General features: G+C 34.8%; 24 protein-coding genes and 1 riboswitch. Of the genes, 12 read left to right on the plus strand and 12 right to left on the minus strand.

Translation table 11 applies throughout. The features are described 5' to 3' along the window. A complete protein-coding gene (gene secA, locus EHQ43_RS05925) occupies positions 1-2,757 on the plus strand; it encodes a preprotein translocase subunit SecA (protein WP_135770356.1) in 2,757 nt (918 codons plus the stop codon). Positions 2,758-2,938: 181 nt separating this feature from the next. Here secA and EHQ43_RS05930 read toward each other — a convergent pair whose 3' ends face one another. The 4 genes from EHQ43_RS05930 to EHQ43_RS05945 all read right to left on the minus strand — a co-directional run bounded on the left by EHQ43_RS05930 (position 2,939) and on the right by EHQ43_RS05945 (position 8,029). Continuing rightward, a complete protein-coding gene (locus tag EHQ43_RS05930) occupies positions 2,939-3,748 on the minus strand; it encodes an LIC_13355 family lipoprotein (RefSeq protein ID WP_135770357.1) in 810 nt (269 codons plus the stop codon). A 101-nt stretch (positions 3,749-3,849) separates the two neighbouring features. Next, the gene (locus EHQ43_RS05935) at positions 3,850-4,431 is read right to left on the minus strand and encodes a hypothetical protein (RefSeq protein ID WP_135770358.1); all 582 of its coding nucleotides are present in this window, start codon (positions 4,429-4,431) and stop codon (positions 3,850-3,852) included. Between the two features lie 206 nt (positions 4,432-4,637). Further along, positions 4,638-4,790: riboswitch (cobalamin riboswitch) on the minus strand. A gap of 4 nt (positions 4,791-4,794) precedes the next feature. Continuing rightward, the gene (locus tag EHQ43_RS05940) at positions 4,795-5,697 is read right to left on the minus strand and encodes a cytochrome-c peroxidase (protein ID WP_244242658.1); all 903 of its coding nucleotides are present in this window, start codon (positions 5,695-5,697) and stop codon (positions 4,795-4,797) included. A gap of 277 nt (positions 5,698-5,974) precedes the next feature. Then, a complete protein-coding gene (locus tag EHQ43_RS05945; protein WP_135770360.1) occupies positions 5,975-8,029 on the minus strand; it encodes a methyl-accepting chemotaxis protein in 2,055 nt (684 codons plus the stop codon). A 101-nt stretch (positions 8,030-8,130) separates the two neighbouring features. Between EHQ43_RS05945 and EHQ43_RS05950 the strand changes: the two genes are divergently transcribed. Beyond that, positions 8,131-8,577 carry a hypothetical protein gene (locus EHQ43_RS05950; RefSeq protein WP_135753225.1) on the plus strand — a complete coding sequence of 149 codons (447 nt, stop codon included), beginning with the start codon at positions 8,131-8,133 and terminating at the stop codon, positions 8,575-8,577. A gap of 99 nt (positions 8,578-8,676) precedes the next feature. Here the strand turns inward: EHQ43_RS05950 and EHQ43_RS05955 are convergent, their stop codons facing one another. The 6 genes from EHQ43_RS05955 to EHQ43_RS05980 form a co-directional block, all read right to left on the minus strand. Continuing rightward, positions 8,677-9,147 carry a hypothetical protein gene (locus EHQ43_RS05955; protein WP_135770361.1) on the minus strand — a complete coding sequence of 157 codons (471 nt, stop codon included), beginning with the start codon at positions 9,145-9,147 and terminating at the stop codon, positions 8,677-8,679. Positions 9,148-9,151: 4 nt separating this feature from the next. Next, a complete protein-coding gene (locus EHQ43_RS05960) occupies positions 9,152-10,666 on the minus strand; it encodes an outer membrane beta-barrel protein (protein ID WP_135770362.1) in 1,515 nt (504 codons plus the stop codon). Positions 10,667-10,845: 179 nt separating this feature from the next. After that, entirely contained in the window at positions 10,846-12,132 is a 1,287-nt protein-coding gene (locus tag EHQ43_RS05965; RefSeq protein ID WP_135770363.1) for a CCA tRNA nucleotidyltransferase, read from the minus strand. Further along, positions 12,123-12,545, minus strand: a complete 423-nt coding sequence (locus tag EHQ43_RS05970) for a Fur family transcriptional regulator (protein ID WP_135739669.1) — start codon at positions 12,543-12,545, stop codon at positions 12,123-12,125. Before EHQ43_RS05970 ends, EHQ43_RS05965 begins: the two co-directional genes overlap by 10 nt. A 33-nt stretch (positions 12,546-12,578) precedes the next feature. Next, a complete protein-coding gene (locus tag EHQ43_RS05975) occupies positions 12,579-12,941 on the minus strand; it encodes a hypothetical protein (protein WP_135770364.1) in 363 nt (120 codons plus the stop codon). After that, positions 12,938-13,351: a ribonuclease HI family protein gene (locus tag EHQ43_RS05980; RefSeq protein WP_135739667.1), complete on the minus strand. Its 414-nt coding sequence runs from the start codon at positions 13,349-13,351 to the stop codon at positions 12,938-12,940. Before EHQ43_RS05980 ends, EHQ43_RS05975 begins: the two co-directional genes overlap by 4 nt. Positions 13,352-13,560: 209 nt before the next feature. Between EHQ43_RS05980 and EHQ43_RS05985 the strand changes: the two genes are divergently transcribed. Then, entirely contained in the window at positions 13,561-14,556 is a 996-nt protein-coding gene (locus tag EHQ43_RS05985) for a class I SAM-dependent methyltransferase (RefSeq protein ID WP_135753220.1), read from the plus strand. A gap of 77 nt (positions 14,557-14,633) precedes the next feature. On the opposite strand, the gene EHQ43_RS05990 is transcribed toward EHQ43_RS05985, so the two are convergent. After that, a complete protein-coding gene (locus EHQ43_RS05990) occupies positions 14,634-15,374 on the minus strand; it encodes a motility protein A (RefSeq protein ID WP_135770365.1) in 741 nt (246 codons plus the stop codon). Next, positions 15,371-17,554, minus strand: coding sequence for a hypothetical protein (locus EHQ43_RS05995; protein WP_135753219.1), 2,184 nt, complete (start codon positions 17,552-17,554; stop codon positions 15,371-15,373). Before EHQ43_RS05995 ends, EHQ43_RS05990 begins: the two co-directional genes overlap by 4 nt. 120 nt (positions 17,555-17,674) lie before the next feature. Here EHQ43_RS05995 and EHQ43_RS06000 point away from each other — a divergent pair, with 120 nt between their 5' ends. The 9 genes from EHQ43_RS06000 (at position 17,675) to EHQ43_RS06040 (ending at position 26,007) form a co-directional block, all read left to right on the plus strand. Beyond that, the gene (locus EHQ43_RS06000; protein WP_135739663.1) at positions 17,675-19,216 is read left to right on the plus strand and encodes a cellulose synthase family protein; all 1,542 of its coding nucleotides are present in this window, start codon (positions 17,675-17,677) and stop codon (positions 19,214-19,216) included. A gap of 78 nt (positions 19,217-19,294) precedes the next feature. Beyond that, positions 19,295-19,573, plus strand: coding sequence for a hypothetical protein (locus tag EHQ43_RS06005; protein WP_002973362.1), 279 nt, complete (start codon positions 19,295-19,297; stop codon positions 19,571-19,573). A 168-nt stretch (positions 19,574-19,741) separates the two neighbouring features. After that, the gene (locus EHQ43_RS06010; RefSeq protein WP_208730898.1) at positions 19,742-20,740 is read left to right on the plus strand and encodes an ATP-binding protein; all 999 of its coding nucleotides are present in this window, start codon (positions 19,742-19,744) and stop codon (positions 20,738-20,740) included. 11 nt (positions 20,741-20,751) lie between these two features. Continuing rightward, positions 20,752-21,642 (plus strand): hypothetical protein, encoded by an 891-nt coding sequence (locus EHQ43_RS06015; protein ID WP_135739661.1) that lies wholly within the window; start codon positions 20,752-20,754, stop codon positions 21,640-21,642. 35 nt (positions 21,643-21,677) lie between these two features. After that, positions 21,678-22,139: a PTS sugar transporter subunit IIA gene (locus tag EHQ43_RS06020; RefSeq protein ID WP_135739660.1), complete on the plus strand. Its 462-nt coding sequence runs from the start codon at positions 21,678-21,680 to the stop codon at positions 22,137-22,139. A gap of 4 nt (positions 22,140-22,143) precedes the next feature. Next, entirely contained in the window at positions 22,144-23,034 is an 891-nt protein-coding gene (locus tag EHQ43_RS06025; protein ID WP_135770367.1) for an ABC transporter permease subunit, read from the plus strand. Further along, positions 23,024-23,794: an ABC transporter permease subunit gene (locus EHQ43_RS06030; protein ID WP_135739658.1), complete on the plus strand. Its 771-nt coding sequence runs from the start codon at positions 23,024-23,026 to the stop codon at positions 23,792-23,794. The genes EHQ43_RS06025 and EHQ43_RS06030 overlap by 11 nt, the downstream gene beginning before the upstream one ends. Continuing rightward, positions 23,784-25,427: a PEGA domain-containing protein gene (locus EHQ43_RS06035; protein WP_135770368.1), complete on the plus strand. Its 1,644-nt coding sequence runs from the start codon at positions 23,784-23,786 to the stop codon at positions 25,425-25,427. Before EHQ43_RS06030 ends, EHQ43_RS06035 begins: the two co-directional genes overlap by 11 nt. 154 nt (positions 25,428-25,581) lie before the next feature. Then, complete coding sequence (locus tag EHQ43_RS06040) at positions 25,582-26,007, plus strand: GNAT family N-acetyltransferase (protein ID WP_135770369.1); 426 nt, start codon at positions 25,582-25,584, stop codon at positions 26,005-26,007. The last annotated feature ends 656 nt before the right edge of the window (positions 26,008-26,663 follow it).

Raw genomic sequence — 26,663 nt, forward strand, 5'->3', positions numbered from 1 at the left:
ATGTTTCAAAAAATCTTAACCATTTTATTCGGTAGCAAATACGAAAGAGACTTAAAAAGACTCAATCCAATCGTAGAAGCAATCAATTCTTTTGAAGTTACTATCAAAGCAATGGATGATGAAACCTTGTCATCTCAAACTATAAAGTTTAAAGAAAGGTTGGCAAACGGTGAAACTCTCGATGATATTTTGCCAGAAGCATTTGCAACTGTTAGAGAAGTTGCTTATAGAACTTTGGGAATGCGTCATTTTGATGTGCAAATGATGGGAGGTATTTCCTTACATTGGGGAAATATTTCTGAAATGAAAACGGGTGAAGGAAAAACATTAACTTCTACTCTGCCAATTTATCTTAATTCACTTTCGGGAGAAGGTGTTCACGTAGTTACGGTTAATGACTATTTGGCGAAGAGGGATGCGAATTGGATGCGTCCAGTTTTTGAATTTTTGAAAGTATCTGTTGGTGTCATCCAACATGATATGGATCATGAAGAACGTAAAGTTGCCTATAATTCAGATATCACATATGGAACAAATAATGAGTTTGGGTTTGATTATTTAAGAGATAATATGGTGAGTTATAAAGAGCACCGAGTGCAAAGACAACATAACTTTGCTATTGTGGATGAGGTTGACTCTATTCTTATCGATGAAGCAAGAACACCATTGATTATTTCAGGTCCCGCAGAAGAGTCGACGGACAAATACCTAAAGGTAAACAAAATCATTCCAAAATTAATTGAAGGCGAAGACTTCGAAATTGATGAAAAAGCAAAAAATGTAATTTTATCGGAAGCTGGTGTTCACCATGTGGAAAAATTATTAGATGTCGAAAATTTATACCACGCAGAAAATATTGAACTTGTTCATCACGTACAACAGGCTCTCAAAGCGCATAAGATTTTTTATAAAGATAAAGATTATGTAGTGCAAGATGGTGAAGTCATTATCGTCGACGAATTTACAGGTCGACTTATGAAGGGAAGGCGTTATTCGGATGGTCTTCACCAAGCATTAGAAGCAAAAGAAGGCGTTCCGATCGCACGTGAATCCCAAACATTGGCATCGATTACATTCCAAAACTATTTTCGAATTTATAAAAAATTAGCAGGTATGACAGGGACAGCTGATACTGAGGCAGAAGAATTCAAAAAAATCTATAATTTAGATGTGATAGTCATCCCTTCAAACTTAAAAATTCAACGCCAAGATATGCCTGATCGCGTTTACAAAACAGAACGTGAAAAGTTTGATGCAGTTGTAAAGGATATCCAAGAAAAAGTTTCAAGAAAGCAACCTGTGTTAGTTGGTACGATTTCAATTGAAAAATCTGAAGTATTATCAAAACTTCTCTTTTCTCATGGAATCCAACATAACGTATTAAATGCCAAACAACATGAAAGAGAATCTGAAATTGTTGCCAATGCTGGTAAACCTGGAACCATTACGATTGCAACCAATATGGCGGGAAGGGGAACGGATATTGTACTTGGTGGTGCACCAAAGTATAAAGATGATTTAGAGAAATTAGATGATAAATGTGATTCATTAGGTATTAAAAACAAAGAAGAATTAGAAGTGATTTATAGTTTTCGTGAAAGTTTAATCAAACAAAAGTTTGATGAGGCAGAAGGAAAAATTTCAGACGTCCGTAATGATACAATCAAAAAAGAATGCATCAAAATATTAGATGATGCAAAAAAATGGAAAGTTGATCATGATTTCGTGATAAGTGCAGGTGGTTTGCATATCATCGGTTCAGAACGACATGAATCTAGAAGAATCGACAATCAACTTCGAGGAAGGTCTGGGCGGCAAGGTGACCCAGGTTCTTCTAGATTTTATCTATCATTGCAAGATGATTTGATGAGGATTTTTGGTTCAGATCGTATCGCTCGCATTATGGACACTCTAAAAATGCCAGAAGGACAAGAGCTTGAGCATAGTATGGTTTCCAATGCAATTGCTCGTGCACAAAAACGAGTGGAAGGCCATAACTTCGATATCAGAAAACACTTGTTAGAGTATGATGATGTGATGAATCGTCAAAGGATATATATTTACGGAATACGGAATGAACTTTTAGATAAAGGAAATATGTCCAAAACCGTTTTTGACTTCTTTGATGAAGTTGTAGAAAATCAAGTGATCTTATATTGTGAAGGTAACAATGCTGACGCTTGGGAAATAGATTCTTTAAATGAATGGTTACAAAGTTTAGGAATTGATCATAAAGTAGAATCCAAAGATTTCAAAAAAGAGTCTAACCCACAATTGAAGGTATTCGAAGTTGTTTCAAAACTTGTAAAAGAACTTTATGATTATAAAGTATCTTCGATTGGTGAAGAAATATGGAGATCAATTGAAAGGAATGTTTTCTTAGACATTTTAGACCATAGATGGAAAGAACACCTTTATGCAATGGACCATTTAAAAGAAGGGATTTGGACTGTTGGTTATGGTGAAAAAAATCCATTAATCGAATACAAACTGCAAGGTTTTAAGATGTTCGATCAGTTGGTAGACAATTTAAAAAATGAAGTCGTTTCTTTTTTACTAAAGATAGAAGTTACAGAATCAGATCGAAACCAAAATGATACTTCACCGAAAGAATATAAAAAAATAGGTCAAGAACAACGAGCAGAAGTGGACATGTTTGGAAATGAAGTAAAATCCAACAAAACTAAACCTCAAGTTTCTTCTACGACAAGTTCTGGTGGTGGATCAGAAAGAAGGTCAAGTCGCAGGAAGAAATAAATTTAGTTTATCTGAATTTTTAAAATGATAAGTCCAGTTCTAGATACTGTATGAAATTACTTTCTAGATTGAAAGTTGGACTTGTCATTTTTAATTGATTTAACCATATTTTCTTGTTAACATTACACTTTTAATTACCTGAGTTTGTGATTTCAGATGATTTAAGGATAAAGATTTTTGATCATTCAACAGATCTGGCTACCACTCCATCAATATCAGGTCCATTATTATAAGAATGGGGATAAACGTATCCAGAACCAGTATTTGGATTGGTAATTGCTTCTGCCGATACCATTCTTATAAATCTGAAACCATTTGTTTGGATATTTGTACGAGCAGTAGCGTCACAATTGGTGCCGGGTCCACCTATAATCAAATCATCAAGATTAAAACCATCCCCACCACCTAACAAAAAACCGCTTCCTATTGGCGTAAACAATTCTTCGAGAGTGTATGGTTTTGTTGCCATATTGTAGAGAACTGGTCTTAGACCTGCAAATCCTGGCCATGATGTAATTTTATTGCTATCGGCAACACTTGGATTATAGCCACTAAGATCAAATCCGCAATAATCTGTCCCATTAAAAGAGACATGTACTACCATCGGATCAAACGCATAACGATCGCTCGTTTCTGAAACTTTAAAAGGATTTTCATAAATGATAAAATCAGTACCTGCTACGTTTTTTACTGTCTTCCCTGCCCAGGATAATATTAAACTTGCACCTGCACCTGTTAGATTTAATGCATATACATCGAGCGATCCTGAAAATTCTCCACCTCCACAAATACCATTAATTGCTTTTGACGAATTATTAAATCCACTCACAGTCGAATTGGCAGAGACAACTGTATTTGCTATAGGAATTGCAGTCGGAAGAGACGTTGGTGGACATGGACCTACTGAAGATGAGTTAACATTGGGCATTGCCAGTAATGTAAGTAAAAGGTCATTATTTTTTTCCTTCTCTGCACATTGTAAATTAACCATTATGAATAAGAGAATAAAAATTTTTGATATTGTATGTATGTGACCCACGTAAAGTCTCCCTTCTGCCTTTACCCAATTGAATAAAGGCAAAATAATAGTGATTAAAATGTTCTAGTTAAAAAATTGAAAGCGAAGGAACCATTGCAACCAGCAGCTTTCGGATTTGTTGTATAAACAGTTCCTGATGCTTTTCTAGATGATAGATCTGCTTTCGTTTCAGCTAACGTAGATTTTCCGTTAAACACATCACAAATTAAAATTTCATTTTCAGATGTAATGGTCCAAATCAGAGCTGAAATGTTAGCGCTATTTTTTGGTTTGTAATATAGAACTCGTTCTGCATTACTAAATTCAACAATTTCAGCGTTTACTCGATATGTTGAAGTTCCCGAACCATTCACATAATCAACGTATAAATATCCTGTTGTGGTTCCAAAATTGGATTGGATAGAAACTGTATTGGATCCTGGTGTATTACATGTTCCCGCTGAACAACTAGCTTGAAAAAATGTTCCTCTAATTTCAATTTGGCCAGCTTCTTTTGCAGATGCTTCAGTTGTTTTAATTAAGCCTAATACTAAATTGTTATCAGCTACCGATTTGTCTACCTTGCCATTATCTGCGCATTCTATGAATATGAACACGGATAACATGACGATTGTTAGTTTTAGTAAAGTTTTCACTGAGATTCTCCTAAATCTTGGTTTGAATTTAGGGGAACACGAATTGGAAATAGATTTATCTTTGTCCGAAGACAAAAAAACTTAAAATCTATCGTTAGATACGTAAGTAGTATTATTTCCATACGGGTGCCCCGAGTTTACCTTCGGGGCCCCTTTACATCATCTGTTGTTAGAACAGAATTCTGTAAGTGTGCAAAGTTCCCAATCCACGAGAAAACATTGCGGGGAAGATCTGGCTTATCACTTAACATAGTTTATGCTATGTTTTATGCATCACAGTTGCGGGTCAGCACAGGAATTTCACCTGTTTCCTCCCTGAAGGTAAGGACACATTTGTCACCACCAGATTTTACGTCAAACAAATTAATTTGATTTTGTTTTATCTGAAAGGGTTTTTAGAAATGCGATCAATATTTCGATTTCTGCGCTTCGTAAGTTTCTGTTTAAGTTGTACGCATTCATTCGTTCAACAGCCTCTTTAAGCGTGGATACACTTCCATCATGAAAATAGGGAGGTGTCAAAGAAACATTTCGTAAACTTGGAATTTTGAATACATATCGATCGTTTGTATTGCCGCTAACTTCAAATTTACCAAAATCATTTGGATTGTATAATGAAGGAGATTCTAGTTTTGCAAAATTATTTCCTCCCATTGAAAAACCAGAGTGACAGTTTAAACATCCGATATCTATGAAAAGATTTAGTCCTTCTAACTCTTGTCGATTTAAAGCAAGTAAATTTCCATTTACAAAATCATCAAATCTAGATTTTGATACCAAACTTCGTTCAAATGCAGAAATTGCGATTCTCACATTATGAAGGTTAATATTTGGATCTTCAGGAAATGCATTCGAAAAAAAATCTACATAACTAGTATCATTTTGTATCCTTTGGAGTAATTCGGATTCTGATGTTAATGACATTTCCAATGGATTTACAAATGGATCAATGGCTTGGTCATAAAGATTATTCCTTCTACCATCCCAAAAGATAATAGAAGAAAATCCAATGTTCAATATAGTCGGTGTGTTTCTTCTCCCCAATTGACCAAAAGTACCCCTTGATGTCGATTGACGATCCATTCCTGCTGAGCGACCGTCTAACGGATGACAAGTGATACAAGCTTGTATTTGATTAGAAGATAAATTTTTATCCCTGAATAACTTATTTCCTAAATTAATTATTGGTTGAGTATCATTCTCTGAGCCAGGTGAGTGGTCTGGCATTGTACCAATTTGAATTTTTGTCAATGATTGTAAATTCATTGCATATGCTAAATCATTTGCAATTTGAAGAGATAGAATATTCGTTAGCTGATTTTTTTGACTGTATTGTTTTTTTGTATTTTCACATTGGAACAATATGGACCAAAAAAATAGAAAAAGTAATAATTTGAAAATTCTGAATTTTTTAACATGATTGACTTTGAGATGAATGCACATGACGACCAAACAAGGAAGCAATCCATTTTTGGGCAAATGTTTTTTGTTAATCCGGATTTAAAATTAAATCCGTTAGGTGGTGAATTAGAAATTTAATTGATTAATGAGTATGAAATATGTTGGCGATTAAAGCAATGTTAGTTGCAATCTCATTAATTTTTAAGCTTACTTGGTTCAAATCTTCAGAATTATTTGCAAGCTCTTGAGCACTTCCAGATAATGTGTTGACCGAGTTTACCATATCTTCGGAAGCTTTCTTTTGTTCTCGACTTGAAAATTCAATTGTTCTTGCCATATCCTCGAGACCGTTTAGTTCATTAGTTACACTAAGCAAACTATTAGATTGAGTGGTCATTTCTTCTTTTAAATGGTTTACGGCATAATTCATTCGATTTGATTGGTCTACGATTTCGCTAAGAGCATTGACTGCTTCCATTACATGATTGGTACCTTCGTTCACAACAACATGACTCTTATCGATTAGTCTCTTTATATTTTTAACAGATGATTGAGTTTTGTCTGCAAGTTTTGAAATTTCTTCTGCAACAACTGCAAATCCCATTCCTGCATCACCTGCTCGAGCAGCTTCAATACTTGCGTTTAATGCAAGTAAATTGGTTCTTTCGGAAATTTCTGTAATCAAATCTACAATTCCTGTGATTTCTTTCGTAACTGATCTAATTTCAGTCATGGTAGTATCTGTATTACGAATAGATAAATTACCTGAATTTGCAAGTTGGGTGGAATGACTTGCTAGATTTGTTAATTGTAATAATGCAGATTCAATGTTAAGTATTGAAGCTTTGATTGTTGCCATTTCCTCGGAAATGTTGACTATATTTTTGGTTTCATTCTTAATGAATTCGAACATAATTTCAAATGATGTAGTCAGTTCTTCTAAAGATGCTGCAGATTCTTCTGAAATAGAAGCTAAGGATGATGCATTATCAGATACTGAGATGGCATCATTTTTCAATTGGCTAGATAACTTTTCAGACTCACTTACAGATATTTTCAATTGATTCATGATTTGATTTAAATTTTCTAAGAATAAATTGATCGATTTTGCAATTTTACCAATTTCGTTAGTTCCAAAATCTGGTAATGTTTTGGATAAATCAGCTTCTCCACTAGTGAGTTCATTGAGTTTAGTGAGTACGGTTATCAATGGTTTGTTGATACTTCTAAAGATTAAAAAAACAAAAACTGTTGAAATAGATAAAGAAATAATGACTAATAGAATATTGAAATTCCTTTTGATCAAAAGTAACTCTACTCTGTCTCTTATCATTTTTTCCAAAAGTAAAAGTGATTTTTGTTGTATTAAGTCTGCAATTTCAGTGCCTTTGTGAATCGCAGTGAAGAATTCATCAGAATTATTGGGTTTGTTTTGGCTTCGTGTAATGGAATTTTTGAGATCTTTTAAATAATTTTCACAATTCACTTTTGCAAAATGGCTTGCGTCACCAATTTCTTGCGTATATTTTTGATTTGCTTCAAATGATTTTTTAAAAGCTTTATTGATTTCTTTACAAGTATTTTCAATCCCATTAATCGTGATGATCGCTTTTGTAATACTTGCATTTGAAAAAGCCTTTGAATTGGAATTTGATCCCAAATATTCATCGCGGATCATTTCTTTCAAATTCGCAATGTTATGGTAGAATGCAGGAATTCTAAACAAAACAATTTCCATTTGGTAATAAGAGTCAACTTCGGGATCCAAAATCAGGTTGGAATTGTCTCCTACCTTCAATAATAATTCTTGTAGATCATTTAAAAATTGAAGGGTTGTGGTTTGATCAAAATGTTCCAATTTTGAATACCGATCTAAGTTGACCATTTCGATTGAGTTGGGTTCAATGATTTCTGTTTTTGCGCTTTCCTTTTTGATTTCTTTTAGAATTGGAATTAGATCTCTGGTTGATTCTTGTCCAATTTTGAGACGTTTTAAACCTTCTTTATAGGTTGAGGAAATCGGTTTGATCAAACCAAGACCTAATTGTTCTTTCTCGGAAAAATGGATAGTTTCATTTTGAGAAGTCACAAGCAGGTATAAAATAAAAAATAGGGAAAGAATGAGTGGTAAAGGGAATAACAATAATCTGCTTTGGATAGAAATTTTCGAAAGAATGCTTAGATCAAATGCTCGCATTATCTTATTAAAGACGAATTAAAATTCAAATTCATTTCGTACTGATAATTGATTTTCAAAATATTGATCATTTTATTTTCTAGAAGAACTACGGAGGATTTATGAAACAATCCCTACTAATACCAATCATCGTTTTATCTTTACAATGTGCAAAAACTGTACAGGTTAAAAACCAAGATAACCTCTTTGAAAACTGCATGAAAACCTTCCATGATGAAGAGAAGTGTAAAGAGTTTATGTCGAATTCTGTAAAAGATATCCAATCAGATGAGCAAAGGCGAGATGAAGAACTCGCAAAATTAACTGAAGAACAGTTAGCTGGTTTAAAGTTAAGAAAGGAAATCAAAGATAAATTACCTGGTAAAAATGGAAACTTTGTAAAAGAGTATCTCGGTGATCCTGACGAAGTAAAACGAGGTGGTGATCGTGAGTATTGGATTTACAAACGTCCAGTAAGTAAGTTTGATACTGAGTCATTACCTGATAAAGAAATTACGGTGATTTTCAGAAGATCTTTTGTTGAAAAAGTAGACCATAAAAAACCTTAAACTTAATGTATTGCTCTAAATTGGAATTAAAAGTAATCTGTTTAGAGGGTTAAAGAAGAAAATAGTCAGGAGAGTTCGTCTCCTGACTGGTTGAAACTATTAGTAAACCAAGTATCCTTTCAAATCTACTGTTGTACCAGCAGCTGTAGTATACGAGGTATTGCAAGCAGCAAAAACACCAGCAAGGGCTTGTTGCGCTAGAGCATAAGTGAATTGAGGTAAATTACAAGGTTGAACTGCATCATTCACTTTCTTAAGAACACATTCTTTTAATGCATTCAAATCATCAGCTGTTTTACCTTCTAACTTAGTTAATGCACATCCTAATCCTGGGTTGAAGAATTCAGTTCCCCCCACACAAGAGTTAGCTGCAGCGTAAGTTCCTAAACAGATTCGTTGGACCTCATTGAAGCTATTTGGGTTATTTGCCAAGTAAAGTATGATACTTGGATCATCTTCTTTTTTAGCACCGGACTCTGTGCAACCTATCATACCAGTTGCAAGAAGGAGCGCCAAAGAGATTCCAATTAAACTTGATTTCAAATTTCTTTTATTCTGATTCATTTTCATCTCCTTAGAATTTTGCTACCATACCAACGATGATACCGTTTTGGTGAGACGCAGGTCTTCCAGATGTATCTACGAATTGTTGTCCTGGACCCCAATCTCTTCTTAGATCCACTTTCACTTGGAGGTTTTCAGTGAGATCAAATGTCGGAGTGAACGTCAATGTTTTGATTTGACCGTAGTTACTAGTTGCTCTCGCACCAATTGAATCTTGGAATTTTAGATCATATCGGTTTGTAGGAGTCACAGCAAATAAAGGAGGGTTTACTACGAGTGATCCACCGTAACGTTTGTCATCCAAATACTCAAAACGGAAACCGAGGGCAAAGAAGTCAGTGAATTGATACTTAGCTTGCACTTGGTAAGTTTGGTAGATTCTTCTAACTCTGTTCTCACGAGAAAGGTTAGTATCAGCAGTCAAACCAGCAGAAGTTAATTCAGTCGGTAATGCAGGAACAAGTCCTGGTAACGCTGCGTCTAACTTGTTTTTTGTGATTCCACCAGCTTCGTATCCGAACGCTGCAGTGTTTGTTTGACCTGATCTGTCACCATACGTATAGTCAAAGATTGTTGTTAACTTATCAGTTGGTTTGAAGATTAGAATCAAGTTTTGGATCATCCAATGGTCTGTTTTGAAAGCAGATTGTTTTGGAAAAGATGTTCCAGTTGCTTGCTCTAGGTAATACAAACCGTTGTCTTGTCTACCTTTGATGTTATCGTTAGCTTGTAACGTGTTCCAAACAACTTGAAACTTATCAGGAACCACATCATACTTAACTTGTGTTCCGATTGCTCTTGTTGGGTTTGGACCGTCAGCATAAGCGTGCTGTTGAGTGCTAGTAAGACTTGATCCACCAGCCGCATCTCCATAAGGAGCAAGACCTACGTAACCGAATTGTTGTCCGTTTCCAGTGAATCCTGTTCCTTGAGCGCTGTTATAGAGATAAAGACCTGTAGACAAGCGATCATTGATTTGTAAGTTTGCACGAGCACCTGTGTGAATGAAGGGGATTGTGTTAAAGAACACATAACCAATCGTATATGCGATGTTATCTTTTGAATCAAGTAACTCCAATCCGATATGAGTTGCCATCTTACCTGCATCAACAGTTAATCCTTTTAAGACAGGGAAGTAAGCTGAAACATAGGCTTGTTGTAACAATTGCATATTATGAATAGAGTTAGTAGTTTGGTAAGGACGCTCTTGGTACATGTTGTTCTGTCCATTTTGCATATCCAAACGAAAACCCCAAGGGCTTTCTTTATCCGCTAACTTTTCCATAGAGAGTTTCACAGCATTTACAGCAAATTGTTTGTTGTAAGTGTGAAATGTTCCTGCTGTATCTTGGGTTGCCCCTTGCCGGTTATTTGATGTATAGTTATAATATACGTCCACATATCCGGAAAAATTTACCAACTCATACCAAGGCTTATCTTTATCCTTTTTTGCCTGAGCAAAAAGGGAAGCCTGGGAAAATAAGGTAGCAACGATCGTCGCCAATAGAGTGTATTTATTTCTCATTTGCCATTTCTCCTATGTGAACTTGATGTGCAAGTTGTGTACCAGGTTGACATACCAAGTCAGAGGCTTCGTAAGAAAATTCAAAACCATTGGAGTTTCAAAGGGAAAAAAAGGAAAAAATGGTCAAAAATGATTAAAAAGAGAACAATCTGTCCGGACCAATCGTTACTGAAATTTTTTTATTTGGACAAATTGTTTATAATTTCAGCAGATTGGGCGATTAATTTGTGAAATTCATTTTCTTTAGGCGAATGTAGTACCAATTCTAATAGTAAATGTAACACCTCTCCAAATTTTGTTTTTGGTAAATTGGGAAAATTTTCACTCAAATGGTTCCCATTCAGGGCCAAATCGGAAAGTAAAAGGGGAGGATTATCATTCCAAATGGAAACAAACCGGGAAATTTCATCTTCAAATATGGGTTTTAGCTTTTGGAAAAATGTTTCATCCAATGTATATCGAGAATTAAAATGTCGTTTAACGGGCGCTAGATAATTTTTTTTGATATCGTAAATTGAAAGTGAAGATTTATCGGAATTTTGAATCCATTTTTGTAAAATTTCGAAGAAGAGAAGTGTATCTTTTATATTTTGTCCAGAAAATTTCAATGAACGCAAATAGGTTTCCAATTCTTTTAAACTTATATCAGGAGAGATTGAATAAAATGCGAAGCAAAGTTGCATTCCCACCAATTCTTTTGGTATATAATTGAGTTTGTCTAAAATGATTTCATTGGGAGTCAGATCATTTGGCAATGTAGGTAAAAAAACTTGGAATAAATTCTCTTCTGCCAAAAGTCGAATCATTGCAGAAGGATTTTCACCGAGAAAAGATTTTAAAATCTCATCCTGAAAACGTTCTAAAGATATTTTTTTTGTGATATGTTTTGTGAGTTGGATGGCTTTTTTTGTTTCAGGTTCGATTTTAAAATTTAGAGTACTTGCAAATCTTAAAGCCCTTATTGGACGAAGTCCGTCTTCGGTAAATCGCTCTATAGGATTGCCAATGGTTCGAATGATTTTGTTTTCGATATCAACGAGACCATCATGTTCATCAATCAGTTCACATGACTTAAGGTCGTATGCCAAAGCATTCATTGTAAAATCTCTTCGTTTTAAATCTTCATGTAAAGTTGTACCAAACTCAACATGACCTGGCCTTCTTCCATCAACATAATCTTTATCAATTCGATATGTTGTAATTTCATAGTTTACTTTATCTAATACTACAGTGACAGTGCCATGTTCGATTCCTGTATCGATGACTGTTCTGAATAATTTTTTCACATCTTTGGGTTCTGCATTTGTTGTAAGATCATATTCCTTTGGTATTTTTTTCATTACCAAATCGCGTACGGAACCACCGACAAGGTAACATTCAAACCCAGCTTTTTTTAAAGCTGCGTCGATTGTTTCTAAATGTTTTTTATGTGGTGATGGAACTAATGATGAGAGGTCTATTGGCAATTTCTACATTTGCCTCTAAAAACGATTTCAACAGATTCTGTAGTGAATCCTTTTAGTTGTTTTGAAGAAGGCATACCGTTCCATGGATCGTCGATACATTCAATTTTCCCACATACATTGCAAATCAAATGTCCATGAGCCGCAGAGACAACATGGTTCCCATCCGTTTTTAATTCAAAGTAGGTGACTCGATCTGTAGAATGAAGTGAATTCAAAAGGTTCTTTTCTTCTAGATCAGATAATGCGCGGTAAATCGTGACTCGGTCCCAGGATTCTTCCTTAGGAAGTTTTTCCATGATTTCTTGGTGGTTGAGTGGTCTAGTTGATCCTTGTAAAATGGATAAAACTTGTTCTCTATTTTTAGTTACTTTAAGCCCGATTTTTTTGAGTATTTGAGAAGGATCACCAGCCATATAAATTGGTTATCTTAGAATAGGAGAGATTGTCTATTCTAAAATCACGTTGGATTTCCAGATTTCCCAATAACGAATCCCCATTTGCGTGTGAACTTTTAGGAATTCTTCAATTTCTGCACCTTTGTTTTTTTCGACAATGACAGGAGCAATTCCCAAATCTAACTTCCGACTAATGATCGAATCTATTTCTAGTTTCACTTTTTTGGTAACTTCTGCACATTCTGTTTCTCTTTCAGAAAGTAGAGATTTGTTTTTCTCACAAAAAATGGCAGATTGAAAAATTGTCCCTTCTTCAAGTAATTGATCCAACTGTTTAGTCGGAGAAGGTTTACAACCAAATTGATTTAAAAGAATTATCAAAATGGAAATGTAAAATTTTAAACACTTTTTCATTCTTTTGAATCTTGTGCCAAATTGGCAAGTTGATCCGCCCGTGCATTTTGTTCGCGAGGGATATATTGGATTTCAAAATTTTCAAATGAGTTTTTTAGTTGGTCACATTTTGTTTTAAAGACCATTAGGTCTTTATTTTTTACTTTATACTCACCTTTCATTTGTTTAACGACAAGTTCTGAGTCCAATCGAAATTTAATTTTTTTGATATTTCGATTGATAGCATCTTCCATTCCACGTGAAAGGGCATTCCACTCCGCAACATTATTGGTTGCAGTCCCAATTTTTTCTGAAATAAAATGAAATTCAATACCATCATTGTTTTGAAAGGAAACACCAATTGCCGCGGGACCGGGATTCCCTCTTGAGCTTCCATCACAATAAACGAAAGTCGTATCTTTTGTGGACATATAGCCGACATTATTTTCAATGAGATCCTTCCAACCAATCAAAAACATGAACTCATTTGAAAAAAAAATCCTCGAACTTGAATTGAAGAGGACTTTTTTGCGGTGGTATGGTAGTAGGAGCGTATTGGGTGGCGGGTGGATAACCCCACCCAGTCTCGAGTAGGGCGGGGAAGTCTACGTAAAAATACCCTCGCATAAAGGAATAATATATGACCGAACGAGGCTTAGGTGCCCTCATCATGTTTGAAAATCGCCTACGAAAACTAAAGAAAGAACGTGAAAAATGGGCGAAAAGGGAGAATATCAATTGTTACCGAATTTATTCAGAAGACATTCCTCAGGTTCCTTGCATTTTGGATCGATATCCTAACGGTTTGGTGCTATATGATAAAAGTTCATTACGATTCCAAGTTGAAACAGACCATGAAGCTCGATTAAAAGAGATTGTTCGCATTGTCACAAACGTATTTCAAATCCCTGAAGATCAGTTATTTTTTAAAAAACGTAAAAAACAAAAAGGTTCAGACCAATATGAAAAATTATCAATAGAAGGTAATTTTTTTTGGACAAAGGAATCAAATTTAGAATTTCAAATTAATTTAACTGATTACTTAGATACTGGTTTATTCTTAGACCATCGAATCACAAGATCATGGTTAAAAGAAAAATCAAAAAATAAGTCTGTTTTAAATTTATTCTCCTATACTGGGGCTTTTTCCGTTTATGCTGCGTCAGGTGGAGCTTCGAAAACAAAAAGTATTGATCTTTCTAAAACATATTGTGATTGGGCATACCGTAATTTAAAACAGAATGGATTTGAAAGTCCCAAACATCAAATCATTAATGCTGACATTTTAAAATGGATAGAAGACGAAGCAAAAAATACTAACCGCGAACGATATGATTTAATTTTCCTAGATCCTCCTACTTTTTCTAACAGTAAAAAAATGTACGAAGAGTGGGACGTTCAAACCAAACACCGAAACCTTCTTTTATTACTCCTCACAAAATTTTTATCTGATAAGGGAGAGATTTGGTTCTCTACAAATTTTCGAAAATTTAAAATGGAAGTAGAAGATGAGGAATGGAAAGAGAGAGGATATAAATGTATCAATAAAACCAAAGAATCAATTCCTTTGGACTTTCGAGATGATAAAATACATCAACTTTTTTGTATCGTACCAAATGGAGACGAAACAATTTAAAATGGATTGATAACTCGCAGAAGTAAGTATAGATATAAAATTAGTATAAAGCTAATGCATCAAATTTACAATGAGTGTTATTGATTCACAAATGGATCAATACGTTCTGCTAAGATTCTACGATTTTCTCCTGATTGTAACGATAAAATTCCTCTCATGATTGCTTGGCGTTCGTTGCTTTCGCGTTTTGCAACTACTTTCAATTGGTTAGAGATAGGTAGTAGAATTAAATTGGCAAATGAGATTCCATAGAATGTCGCAATGAACGCTGTTGCTATTCCTTGACCAAGAACTTTTGTTCCTCCATCTAAATTTTCCAAAACCGTAACAAGACCAAGCACTGTTCCGATAATTCCAATCGTAGGCGAAAAACCTGCAGCAGTTTCAAAAATTTTTGCAGATTTAAAATCCAATTTCTCTTTTTCTTCATGTGCTTCCCATAAAATCTCTTCAATGGTTCTTGGATCAGATCCATCTACGATCAACTGGATCCCTTTTTGGAAAAATGGATTGTCTAATTTTTTTGATTCATCTTCAAGTGAAAGTAATCCATCTTTTCTCGCTTTCTCCCAAAATCTAAAGAAAACAAGTTTTAGATCGGTTTCTTTTGTTTTTCGTAAAGCAAAGCGGGTGTCTCTCACTGCTTTTGTGATTTGTGAAATTGAAAAAGACGCAAATGTAGCACCTAACGTTCCACCTACGATGAGAAACATCGCAGGAATATGGAAAAAGGATCTTAAGGAAGCACCTTCAATTAAAATTGCAACGAAGACAGATAAAATCGCTGCGAATATACCGAGTAGTGTTGAATGGATCATTGGATTCTTGCCTCTTTTGCATCAGGACGAACGCTGATTCGTCTCAGTGAGTCTTTTTTTTCTAAAATTTCATTTTTTAATCGCTCCCAAATCACTGAATTTGGGTTTTCTCGTAATCTCGATGCGATGATTGGTTCTACTTCTTTCCAATTTTCTTGGTTCATATATAATCGAACTCTTGCTAGTTCTAATTCGTTGGCTTGTTCTATATGGTTAGTTGAGCGATAATAACGTTCTAATAATCCCATCGTTTTTAATGCATTATTCCAATCACCTAAAGACTCAAACATGGGGATTAAAGAATTCCATGCAAACTCTTGGAATTCAACATCCAAACTCAAATCTTCAAGAATCGGAATGTATTCTGCTTCTGGAGTTGTAAATTTCAAACTATTAAATGCTATTCTTAATAAATCAGGTTTTGGTGATTCAAATTTTCTCGCATAAGTTATAGCATCTAAACTTAATTTATTTTGGCCTATCTTGTGATAAAACTTTGCATAGGTGGCAAATGACTCATAATAAAGATGTTTAATTTCTATCGCATCTTTCCTTAAGTCTCCGGATGAATATTTTAAAACAGAATCTAATACATAAACTACTTCTTGGAAAGATAAGTTATCTAGTTTTTCTGTAAAGTATTTGAGTTTCCAATCATTTGGTAACGTGGACGTAAAATTAATTTTTTGGTACAAATAGTTCGGATAATAAATGTCAAAATTCCAATAAGATTTTCTACTTAGTAATGAGAGGGCATTGATATGATGGAATTGATTCGTTTTGTTTCTTGTTGTTATGATTAAGAATGGATGACCTTCCTCACTCAATCGCTCTATGTATGAAATGATTTGAGATTGATTAGAACTCAATCCAAGAACAACAATTTTATCTTTTATTTCTGATCTTTTCGGTAAAAAAGGATTGGATTGAAACGGTAAAACAGATTTATAAAATATATATTCTTCTTCATTGAAATTTAAATTGGTGATGGCAAAAGGAATGGGATCAAAATTTTCTTTTTTAGAAAACGGAGAATTCGTTCTAATTGTTGGGGGAGAAAAGAAAAATAAAACGATCAAACTTGCTGAAACCAACATGATAATACGTGGAGTTCGTATGATATGTTTTTGTAAAATGTATGGATAAACTAAGATAGGAACAAATAACATCGCTGTCAAAGTCCTTAAGCCCATTGGTAAATTCCAAAAATATAAAAGAAATGAAAGACCTAAATATAAACTTGTCTCCACTCCAATCATTAGATATTCTCTGTATTGAGTTTTGTTTGGTTTAAAAAAGCCAACAATTGTACCATTAATGATACACAAAGCTATAAAAAAAGAGCTCCAATACGTTTGGTAAATAAAAAAGAAAAAAGAAAATAGTAAGGCAACTCTTCCAATTAGAAAGACAGCTTTTGTTTCTTTTTTAAGACCACCTAGCAAAGATAATACTCTACCAAATGTTACAGAAAAAGAAATAGAAAGTATGAGTGGTATTTTGGGTCCAGGTTGGAAATATAAATGTAAAATACAATATGCGATCAGTAGAGATAAACTTGAACGATAAAATGGAGCAAATAGCGGATGTTTGCCGATTTTTGATCTGATTTTATAAAATTTACTAGAAATAGGATTTTGTTGGAACAAGGTGCTGAAAAAATAAAATGATAAAAGAATGTAAAGAATCGCAAGTAATACTTTTATCGAATAGTTTTGGTTTGGTTCAAAAAGAGAATAAAAAGTAAATACGGTAACTCCCAAAGTGAAACTTAAAAATCGAAAGTCTTTCAATGACCCACCATAAATTCCAATCGAAAACGCAGATAATATCCCTCCAAGTAGGACTAACTCAAAAGAAAATATATAATCGATGAGAAATTCTGAAGTATTCCCAAGTAATAACCAAACCACCTGTACAACTGCAAGTGTCAAAAGCGCCAAACTAAAGCTAATTGGGAAATTGTGTTTGTATTTTCTATATATAAAACCTGCTGCAAAAAAAAGAGCAATTAACGCTTGTAATATGGGATAAGCGGTATCGGTTCGATCGATAAGTGATAATTCTGATCCAGCGACGTAAAAAAATAACGAGAGCACATAGCCGATCGAAAGGCTTAAGCTAAATTCAAGTGAAGGGAAGAGGCCAGTTTCCCAGAATCGTTTCCATTGAGAGTCCATAGAATAGCTACCAAGGTTGCGATATAGGCATTGTTCGCAAACTAAAGAAAATCTATTTTTATTTGGCGCTGCACAAAATGTTTGACCAAATGCCCCCTTATGCCGATTTTGACTATAACTATGCTAACGTTCTTATCTATATCCTTTTTGGTTCTTTACGGTTTTGACATTGTGATGTTGTTTTATTTCGGCTTACACACATACCTCATGGTATTTTTGTATAGCCGATACAAAGAAAACTGTGCGGAGGATGAATCCAAAATCCTTTCTTTAAAGGATAAAAACCTTCCCATTGTCACAGTCCAACTTCCTATTTTTAACGAATTTTATGTTGTAGATCGTTTGATTGAATCTGCATGTAATTTACAATACCCTGCAAAAAAACTACAAATCCAAGTCCTCGATGATTCCACTGATGAAACGATTGAAAAGGTAGCAGGGCTTGTCTCCCAATACAAAAAAAAGGGAATATGGATTGAACACGTTCATCGAACCAATCGCAAAGGCCACAAAGCAGGTGCTTTGGATGAAGGGATGGCAAAAGCAAAAGGAGATTACATCGCAATTTTTGATGCAGATTTCACTCCTGACTCTGATTTTTTACTTCGAACAATGGGATATTTTGATGATGAGTCGATAGGTATGGTCCAAACTCGCTGGGGTCATATCAACGAAACTTATAATGTCCTAACCAAAGCTCAAAGTTTCGGTATCGATGGCCACTTTATGATTGAACAAGTTGCTCGCAACGGATCAAGCCTTTGGATGAACTTCAATGGAACTGCTGGAATCTGGAGACGGTCTTGCATCGAGGATGCAGGGGGTTGGGAACATGACACCCTCACAGAAGATTTTGATCTTTCCTACCGTGCTGAACTCAAAGGTTGGAAATTCCGTTACATCAAAGATGTAGTTTGTAAGGCGGAAATCCCAGCCACCATGAATGCATACAAAGCCCAACAATTCCGCTGGTGCAAAGGTTCCATCCAAACTGCCGTAAAACTCATCCCGCGGATTTGGAAATCGAACGAATCCTGGAAGATCAAAGGTGAGGCCATCACTCACTTGATCAATTATTCCGTTCACCCTTTAATGATCATCAACATCCTTCTCACAGCTCCACTCCTACTCATGGAATATTGGGCTGGATTTAAGATGGAAGACCTCCCTATGGAAATTTTATTTGGATCGGCTGCTTTCCTATCCATCGGATCCATGGGACCTGTTATTTTTTACGCATATTCACAAAGAGAAATCCATAAAAATTGGAAATCAAAACTTATCTATTTACCTGTTCTCGTAATGATCGGAACAGGGATTGCGGTGATGAATACCTATGCTTGGATGGAAGCGGTTTTTGGTATCCAATCTGGTTTCAAACGCACTCCTAAACTTCGCATCGAAAAAGAAGGGGATAGCTTACAGGACAAAATCAAATATGTCGTTCCTGTAGATTACCGTGCTTTCCTTGAATTTTTTATGGGAGCCTATTGTTTGTTTTGTATCTATTTATCCTTCATGGTTGGAAAACCATACATGATCGGATTTATGGTTCTATATTCTATTGGTTTTTTCTATGTCTCCTATCTTTCTGTTGCAGAGTCGTTTTGGAAATTCAAACCGGCGACCAAAGCAGAAAAGGAATTACGTGCCGTCGCTTAAGGAAAGGCGATGGTACTTACTTGACGAAACCTTTCCTTCCAAAAAGCTGTAAATTCAACCTAGGTCCAGGGGTCATCCATGAGTGAAAAAGTCTACTGCGCGAACTGTTTGCATTGTGTTGTGGTTCGCCAATACGAATCGGAACAAGATAAATACATTCTTCGAGTGAAGTGTAACAAGAAGAAATGGTCAAAACGTTCCGGTGAAGAAAAACTTTATAAATACTTTACCGTAGCTCGTCGTATGCAAACAAATTGCGAATACTATGAGGAAATGGGAGAGATTCTACCTTATATCAAAAACTTGAAAAAAGAACTCCCAATCAAAGACGAAATCTACATGGTGAAAGCCGTCTAAATCATAATTGGCGTGTTGTTTCCCAGGTTACCTCGCGCCTTCGCTCGTAAATTTCACAAAACTGAAAATAAAAAAGAACGGACGATTCAGGGTCAATTCCTGATCCCCGTTCCTGCGGGCAGCGTTATTTCTGAATCCTATCCAACGAGAGTTACACATGGGCAAGTTATGCTTTCCCATAACGGAACTAAGGTGCTGGCTCCTGTCAATGGAGTCGCAACTTTAACGGCAGATCAAAAATTCTTTCAAATCAAACAAGATGGTTCTTGGTCCACTAATTCCATTTATCAATTTCAAAGTTATGATTTTAGTACGTTAATAGATGCGTTTGATGAAGGAGCTCTGGCGTCTCTTGATATTCAGGATATGCCACTTAAGGATTATTTTTTAAAATATAAATCAAATTCAAACTTTCAAATTGTTTTATCTCCATTCTCTCGTTACCAACATTTAGATTTTGAAGAAATGATCTTAACTTCAATGAAAGAAGCATATGTAAGTTTCATTGAATTACTAAAAACAATTTTTCCAAAAGTTGAAGTCACAAATTTTTTTGAAATACCAACGTTGAAGTTTGAACACCCGAATGGGATTCCCGAATATTTTTTGCACAAACAATTCCAGTGGGATGTAACAAAAGCAAAAAAAGCACTACAGTCAAATTCGGTTTTATATTTGGGAGCAGAAACTATTTATCATATTTTGCGTAAGTTATATTTTGGTGAACCATTCACCAAACGACACTTAGCTGTTTTTTTAGTAGATCGAAAAGGACGAATGGATTTAGAACCACGTCAGTTTTTTTTGACCAATGGACAATCGTTAGCTTTTATTCCAAACAATATGGATAAACGATATAAAATTGCTTCTTTTGATACAGTTTTTGAAGCTATCCAACCCATGGATGTAAATTCACTTGGTTACTTTAATATTTATGATCATTATTCGATTACTTTATATGAAAAACTCCCAGCTGTTCGAAAAGAGTTTAGTTGTATTGATTGTATGGAGTGTAATCATTACTGTCCAACGCAAACAAATCCTTTTCAATTGATTAAAGGAAAAATAGAAGAATTCGATAAAGATAAATGTGTTAGTTGTGGGATTTGTACTGTGTACTGTCCTTCTGGAATTGATATTCGAAAACGAATAGAAGAGGTTGTTTAATAAAAATTTATATGTTAAAAAACCTTTATATACTTTCGGAAAATAGTTGGGGAATCAAATCCTCTGAAATCTTTGCTGATTTCTTTTATTTTTTAACATTGATCGGTTTTTTCGGTTATTCGGTAGGATTTGTAACACCACTCCCAATTCTACCTATCATCATCGCATCGACATTTACCCTGATTTATTTGGGATTTTGTATTCGGATGAAACAATCACCCTATTGGCTGGGACTGATAGCTCAATTATTATTAGTTTTGTTAATTTTGCCATCTGTATGGTTAAGTCCAGTATTGTTATCATTTGCTTTGTTGTTCACTTACTTGTTTCATTATTATCTCATCCAATATTATTCTTTAAGGATTCCAATTTTCTGCTTAGCAATTTTGTTTTTGTTCCTTTTTGATACTGCGTTTTCTTTGATGGGGCAACAGTTCCGGTCCGAATACACTTTGTCATCTTTGGCAGGAATTCCTCTCGAATCATTGTTCCTTCCAATGACATTACCATGGGGATCTATCGAATCCTCAAATACAAAAGTTTTCCTTTCCATCGCAGAGAGTTTGGGAGTATTTTTATTAGTAACAGTCGCATGGGTTTCTTTTCGAAGAACCATTTTGATAAGTTTCTTTGTGTGTTGGTATGTTTTATTCTTATGTTGGGGATTTGGTGCGAACTTAAGTGGCTTTTCTTGGAATCTTTCCTATGCTTCATTGGCCTTTTTTCTACAATTAGCTCCAGGTAGATATTTTTACGGATCCTTTTATGTGACAATTGTCAGCTTTGTTATTTTAATCCCTATCGCTTTTTTTGTAGGAAAAATGGGGATAAGTGCTATATGGATAGTGGTAGTTTTTTTTCTAATAGAATCCTTATTTGTTAGGGTTTTTCTTGGAAAATAAGTCGAGTTTGGAAATGTGGGAGTAAGTAATACCAAATGAATCAACTTCTGGAGATTCTGGACCCAAAAAATATCATTTTCGACTTTAAAGCATCCACGAAAGAAGATGCAATTCGAAAGATGATTTCTCATCTGGTCACCACACAAACATTAGAGGCTATACATGAGGAAGAAACTGTATCTTCCTTAATGAATCGCGAAAAATCGATGTCGACTGGTATTGGAAGTGGAGTTGCAATTCCTCATTGTTCTGTTCATTATGTTAATGAACTCAAGTGTGCAATGGCAATTTCACCTGGTGGTATTGATTTTGATGCATTAGACCATGGACTAGTACAGATCTTTATCATGTTGATCGTTCCCAAAAACAAATTTCAGGATCATATCAAAACTCTAGCTTTAATTGCAAAAACTTTAAACATTCCTGAAGAAAGAGAAAAACTGATCAAAGCCAAAAATTTCGAAGAAATCCAAAAGGCATTCCTCTCGAAAAGTTAATGTTGTGAAGTCGGAAGTATTCCGTTTTCTTTATTATCTTTTGCTATTGTCACTCGTGAGTAGTTTTGTCTCAGAGTTTCATACCAAGGACAAATCATATTTATATGCGGATTCGGGAATCTCAAGTGTAAATTCAAATCAAACTAACGTATTTCAATCGTATATTGATTTTTGGAAAAGAATTTTATTTGAGTCAGGTGGTTCAACACAAAACGGCGAAACGGTATATGGGCATATTGGTAACCGTTTTTTTGCAACTTTCCATTTAGCAATCTTTAGTATACTATTTGGTTCCATTTTTGCATTTGGATCATCGTTACTTACAATTTACCTACGATCAAAAAGATTATATAATTTTCTATATTTTATCTCTAATTTTATTTTATCGACACCCGTTTTTATCGTCGCCATACTTTTGTTAATTGTATTTTTTTATAAATTAGAATGGTTTCCTCCTGGAGGATATGAAACGGGAAATACTTATTTCATTGTTTTACCTGGAATAACATTAGGTTCTAGAATTTTTTCCAGGTTAACTCTCTATTTATTACCAGAAGTAGTAAAAGAATCGAAATCAAAATACACACAATTATTATTAACTAGATCTTACCCATGGAGTCATATTGTTGGCATAGAAATTTTTCTAAAAGTATTGCCTGTCACTTTAATTCTTCTTGTTTTAGATTTTGGTTCATTGTTGTCAGGTGCGATGGTTGTTGAAGAAATATTCTTTTTCCCCGGTGTTGGGAAATCATTGTATTACTCAATTAAATCTATGGATACCTATTTATTATCAACCTTACTTATGTATTCTGGAATCATATTTTATATTCTAAATCGAATTGGTTTTCACTTACAAAACTATTTATCAGGGGAGTATCAAAATGCTCCTTAACTCTATTCGTTTATTATTTTTTGGAACTATTTTGTGGGGGATCGTTTTTTTGCCAGCTCCTTCTAATGTTGACCTAATGAATAATAATTTACCGTTTTTAACAGATGGATTTTTGTTCGGATCTGATCGATTGGGAAGAGATAATTTGGCACTTTTTTGTTACGGCGCGATGTCTACCATTTTGATTGTGATTCCCGCAAGGATTCTAACAATATTGTTTTCATTTTTCGTATCAACATTTTCGTTAGTATTTCCTAAAAGATCTGATTTTTTGTTATCTGGATTTGTTTCGGTTTCACTATCCATTCCTTCTCTATTATCAGCACTCATCGTGATCAGTATTTTACCAAACAATCCATTTTCACTTATGGTTGCGATCCTTGTTTCGGACTGGGCAATGGTATATGAAACCTTAACTGCAAAAATTCGTGAGATCCAAACAAGTCCTTATATTTCTGCTTCACTCTGTTTTGGTGCAAAACCAAAACATCTCATATTTTTACATTATTTACCTGCTTTAAAAAACATGTTTCAATTCTTGTTTTTTTCAGGATTACCAACTGTTGTCATGACAACGGCTCTTTTTTCTTATTTAGGGATTCAGACTTCTGTAGGTGATACTGGACCAGGTTTGGGGGAACAAATTTCATTTTCCAAAGATTATTTTGATCAGTCTCCATTTTCCGTTTTGCTTCCGATCATTGCTATTTTAACTTTGGTGTATTCATTGGGGTCCCGTAATCAAAGATATGAAACATAAAATTTCAGCTTTTTTGCTAATTGTGGGATTACTTGTGAATACCATTCCTCTTATTGCAATAGATGATTATTATAATTTCCCTAGCCAATCATATAAAGGTAGTGTTACCTTTGAAACAAACAGGAGTTTGTGTATTTTTCCATTTGTTGCAACAAAAGAAGATGTGACAAAGGAATATTTGATGAAAGGGATTCCTTCGGTTTTATTGTCGGAGTTACGTAATTTAGAATATACTTATGTAGAGTACCCTCGCCAAAATATTGTTTATCATTCTTTTGGTGAAAATCCTATCTCAACACTTCAAGAGAAAATTGATGCAGAATCTCCAAATGTAAAAAGAAAACGTAAGGAGGTTAACGATGAGAAGGATTTGGATGATTTAAGAATTGGAAAAAAACAGGTTTCGCCTGAAAAAGATCCGCGTTATATCAAAATCACAATCAAACAAATGTGGGATAAAAAACCTTTGTCACCTGACGAGGCCTATGGGGCTGCAACCAAAATGGGTTGTGATTACATTCTATCCGGATCATTTGAAATAAATGACAACACTTTGAAAACGAAAGTTTTTTTATTTGATGATTACGAAGGAAAAACATTTCCTTTTGAGCACCAAACGTCCGTCATAAGAGCATACCAAGAGATGGGGCCTCTAGGAGAATCAATTAAAGAGAAATTACAAGGGAAAGAAACGACATTTGTAGAAGTGTCAGCAGGCGGATTAGAAGGTGCTCTTGTCTATATAGATGGTATATATTTAGGTAAAACTCCCCTTGCGGATAAAAAGTTTCCGATCGGTAAAAGATCTTTATTTATATTCAAAGAAGGGTATTTTCCATATAAGTCAGATGTTTTATTGGAAAAGGGAAAAAAGTTCCAAATCGATACCAATCTTTCTTTAAAACTGAGTAGTTCTTATATCACAGTCACTTCAAATGTTGAATCTGATGTGTATTTAGGAATTCAATATTTGGGCAAAACTCCTATTAAGCGAATTGCAATCCCATCAGGTATGAATCGTTTGCGATTATCAAGAGAAGGTTACATCGATTCTTTTCGTGGAATTGATGCAAAAGATGATGAAGAAACCGTCGTCGATATTCAAATGCGTGAAGGACAAACGGAAGTTTATTATAAAAATAAACAAAATGTGTTTCTAGATCATACATATAAAGATTTTACAACTTATTCAATTTATGGTGCATTATTGTTTTATGCAAGTTATGCATATTTAAATTATGCATCTCGTCAGGCATATTCAGGAGCAAGATCACAAGTTACATTGACAGATGCAGTTGCAATTACTACCTTTTATCAAAATAATTCTAATGAATTCATTTTCTGGTATTACACACAAAATCAAATTATAGATGATGCTGAGTCAAAAGCAAAAAATCTGAAACGAATCGCAGGTACGTTACCAACAGAAAATCGTAGGGACCGTCAACTTGTGGCTGGCCCGATGGTGATTCTTATGGGGCTTATGCTGGTGTCAGCTGCTACGTTTTATTTCTTAGGTTTAGACCAAGAGACGTTGGAAATTGGATACTTACCAATTAATCCTGCGTTTGCCAACCAAGGGCAGTCTGCGATTGAAGGATATGGTTTTATGCAATTTCATCTTCGTTACTAACTGTTAAATATTGTTTAAAATTATGGTACTTTTATTCTAAGTAATATAAGTTTGATGTTTCATTTTTTGTCCTAATGGTTTTAATCTTAAATGGAGGTCATTTGTCTTTGTGGATGAGATAGAATTTCGAATACTGAAGCCAGGTGACTTTGGAATGATTTCTCAAATCTCAAATTGGTATCTTGAAGAATGGAATATTCCAATTGAAAAAACACATTCTAAGCTTGAGTTGGTTGCAAATGATCCTACACAATTCCAGGTAATCATGTTTGTTGATAGAAATCCAGTTTCTACAGGTGGAGTCTACCAACATGTAGGACTATTGGATGTGAAACCTCAATTTAAGATATATAAACACTGGTTAGGTTTTGTCTATACAGATTCCCATTTTCGTCGTAGAGGATTTGGGGCCTTGTTGTGCGAACATATAGAATCTTTGGCAAAGGATCGTGGAATCATGAATCTTTATTTATTTTCTGATACTGCGGTTGGATTGTACAAAAGACTTGGTTGGCAAGAGTTGGAAACGGTTGGTTACGGCAACCGAATGGTGACAGTGATGGGGAGGGAGTTGGGCTAGTAAGAAGGTATAGATCCCCGCCCAAATCGAACTGGGTGGGGTTATCCACCCGCCACCCAATGACCTCTATCTACCACAAATACCTGATTCCATCCACAACAATCCAGCTCTCATCAAAAAATAATCCAAATAGGTTCACCTTTTCACCGTCAGGTGGCAATATTCGAAATCATCACCGGTGTGTTCTATTCGTAAGTCACTCCAACCATTGTTAAATCGGTGGAACGGGATCTGAATTGTTTTGTAGTTCAGACAATACCGACTTCCAACCAATGATTATGTTCTCGATCTCATTACAATTGACAGATTCAATTAGAATCGAATTGAGTTAAATCAGAATACCAGATAATAAGAATTAGGTGAATCATTACACCATGGATTTTCTCATAATCAATCGTATTTTTAATATTAGGTGGGCCTCGCTTTAGTGCGAGCTCACACCCTAACTATGGTTTCACCTTGTTCAAAACATCTGACTGGTGGACGTAGATCACTTTCGTTCTTGACCGAATTATGTCTCATAACACAGTAAACCCAAATCAGAAACTCATAAAAAAAAATGGCTCTTCCATCCATGAACTGCGAACTTTTTTATAAAAGCTTGTTGACCGCTTAGGTTTTGAAATTACTTTGGTTTTTACCGCATGAATCGTTAG

Source organism: Leptospira bouyouniensis, assembly GCF_004769525.1.
GTDB lineage: Bacteria > Spirochaetota > Leptospiria > Leptospirales > Leptospiraceae > Leptospira_A > Leptospira_A bouyouniensis.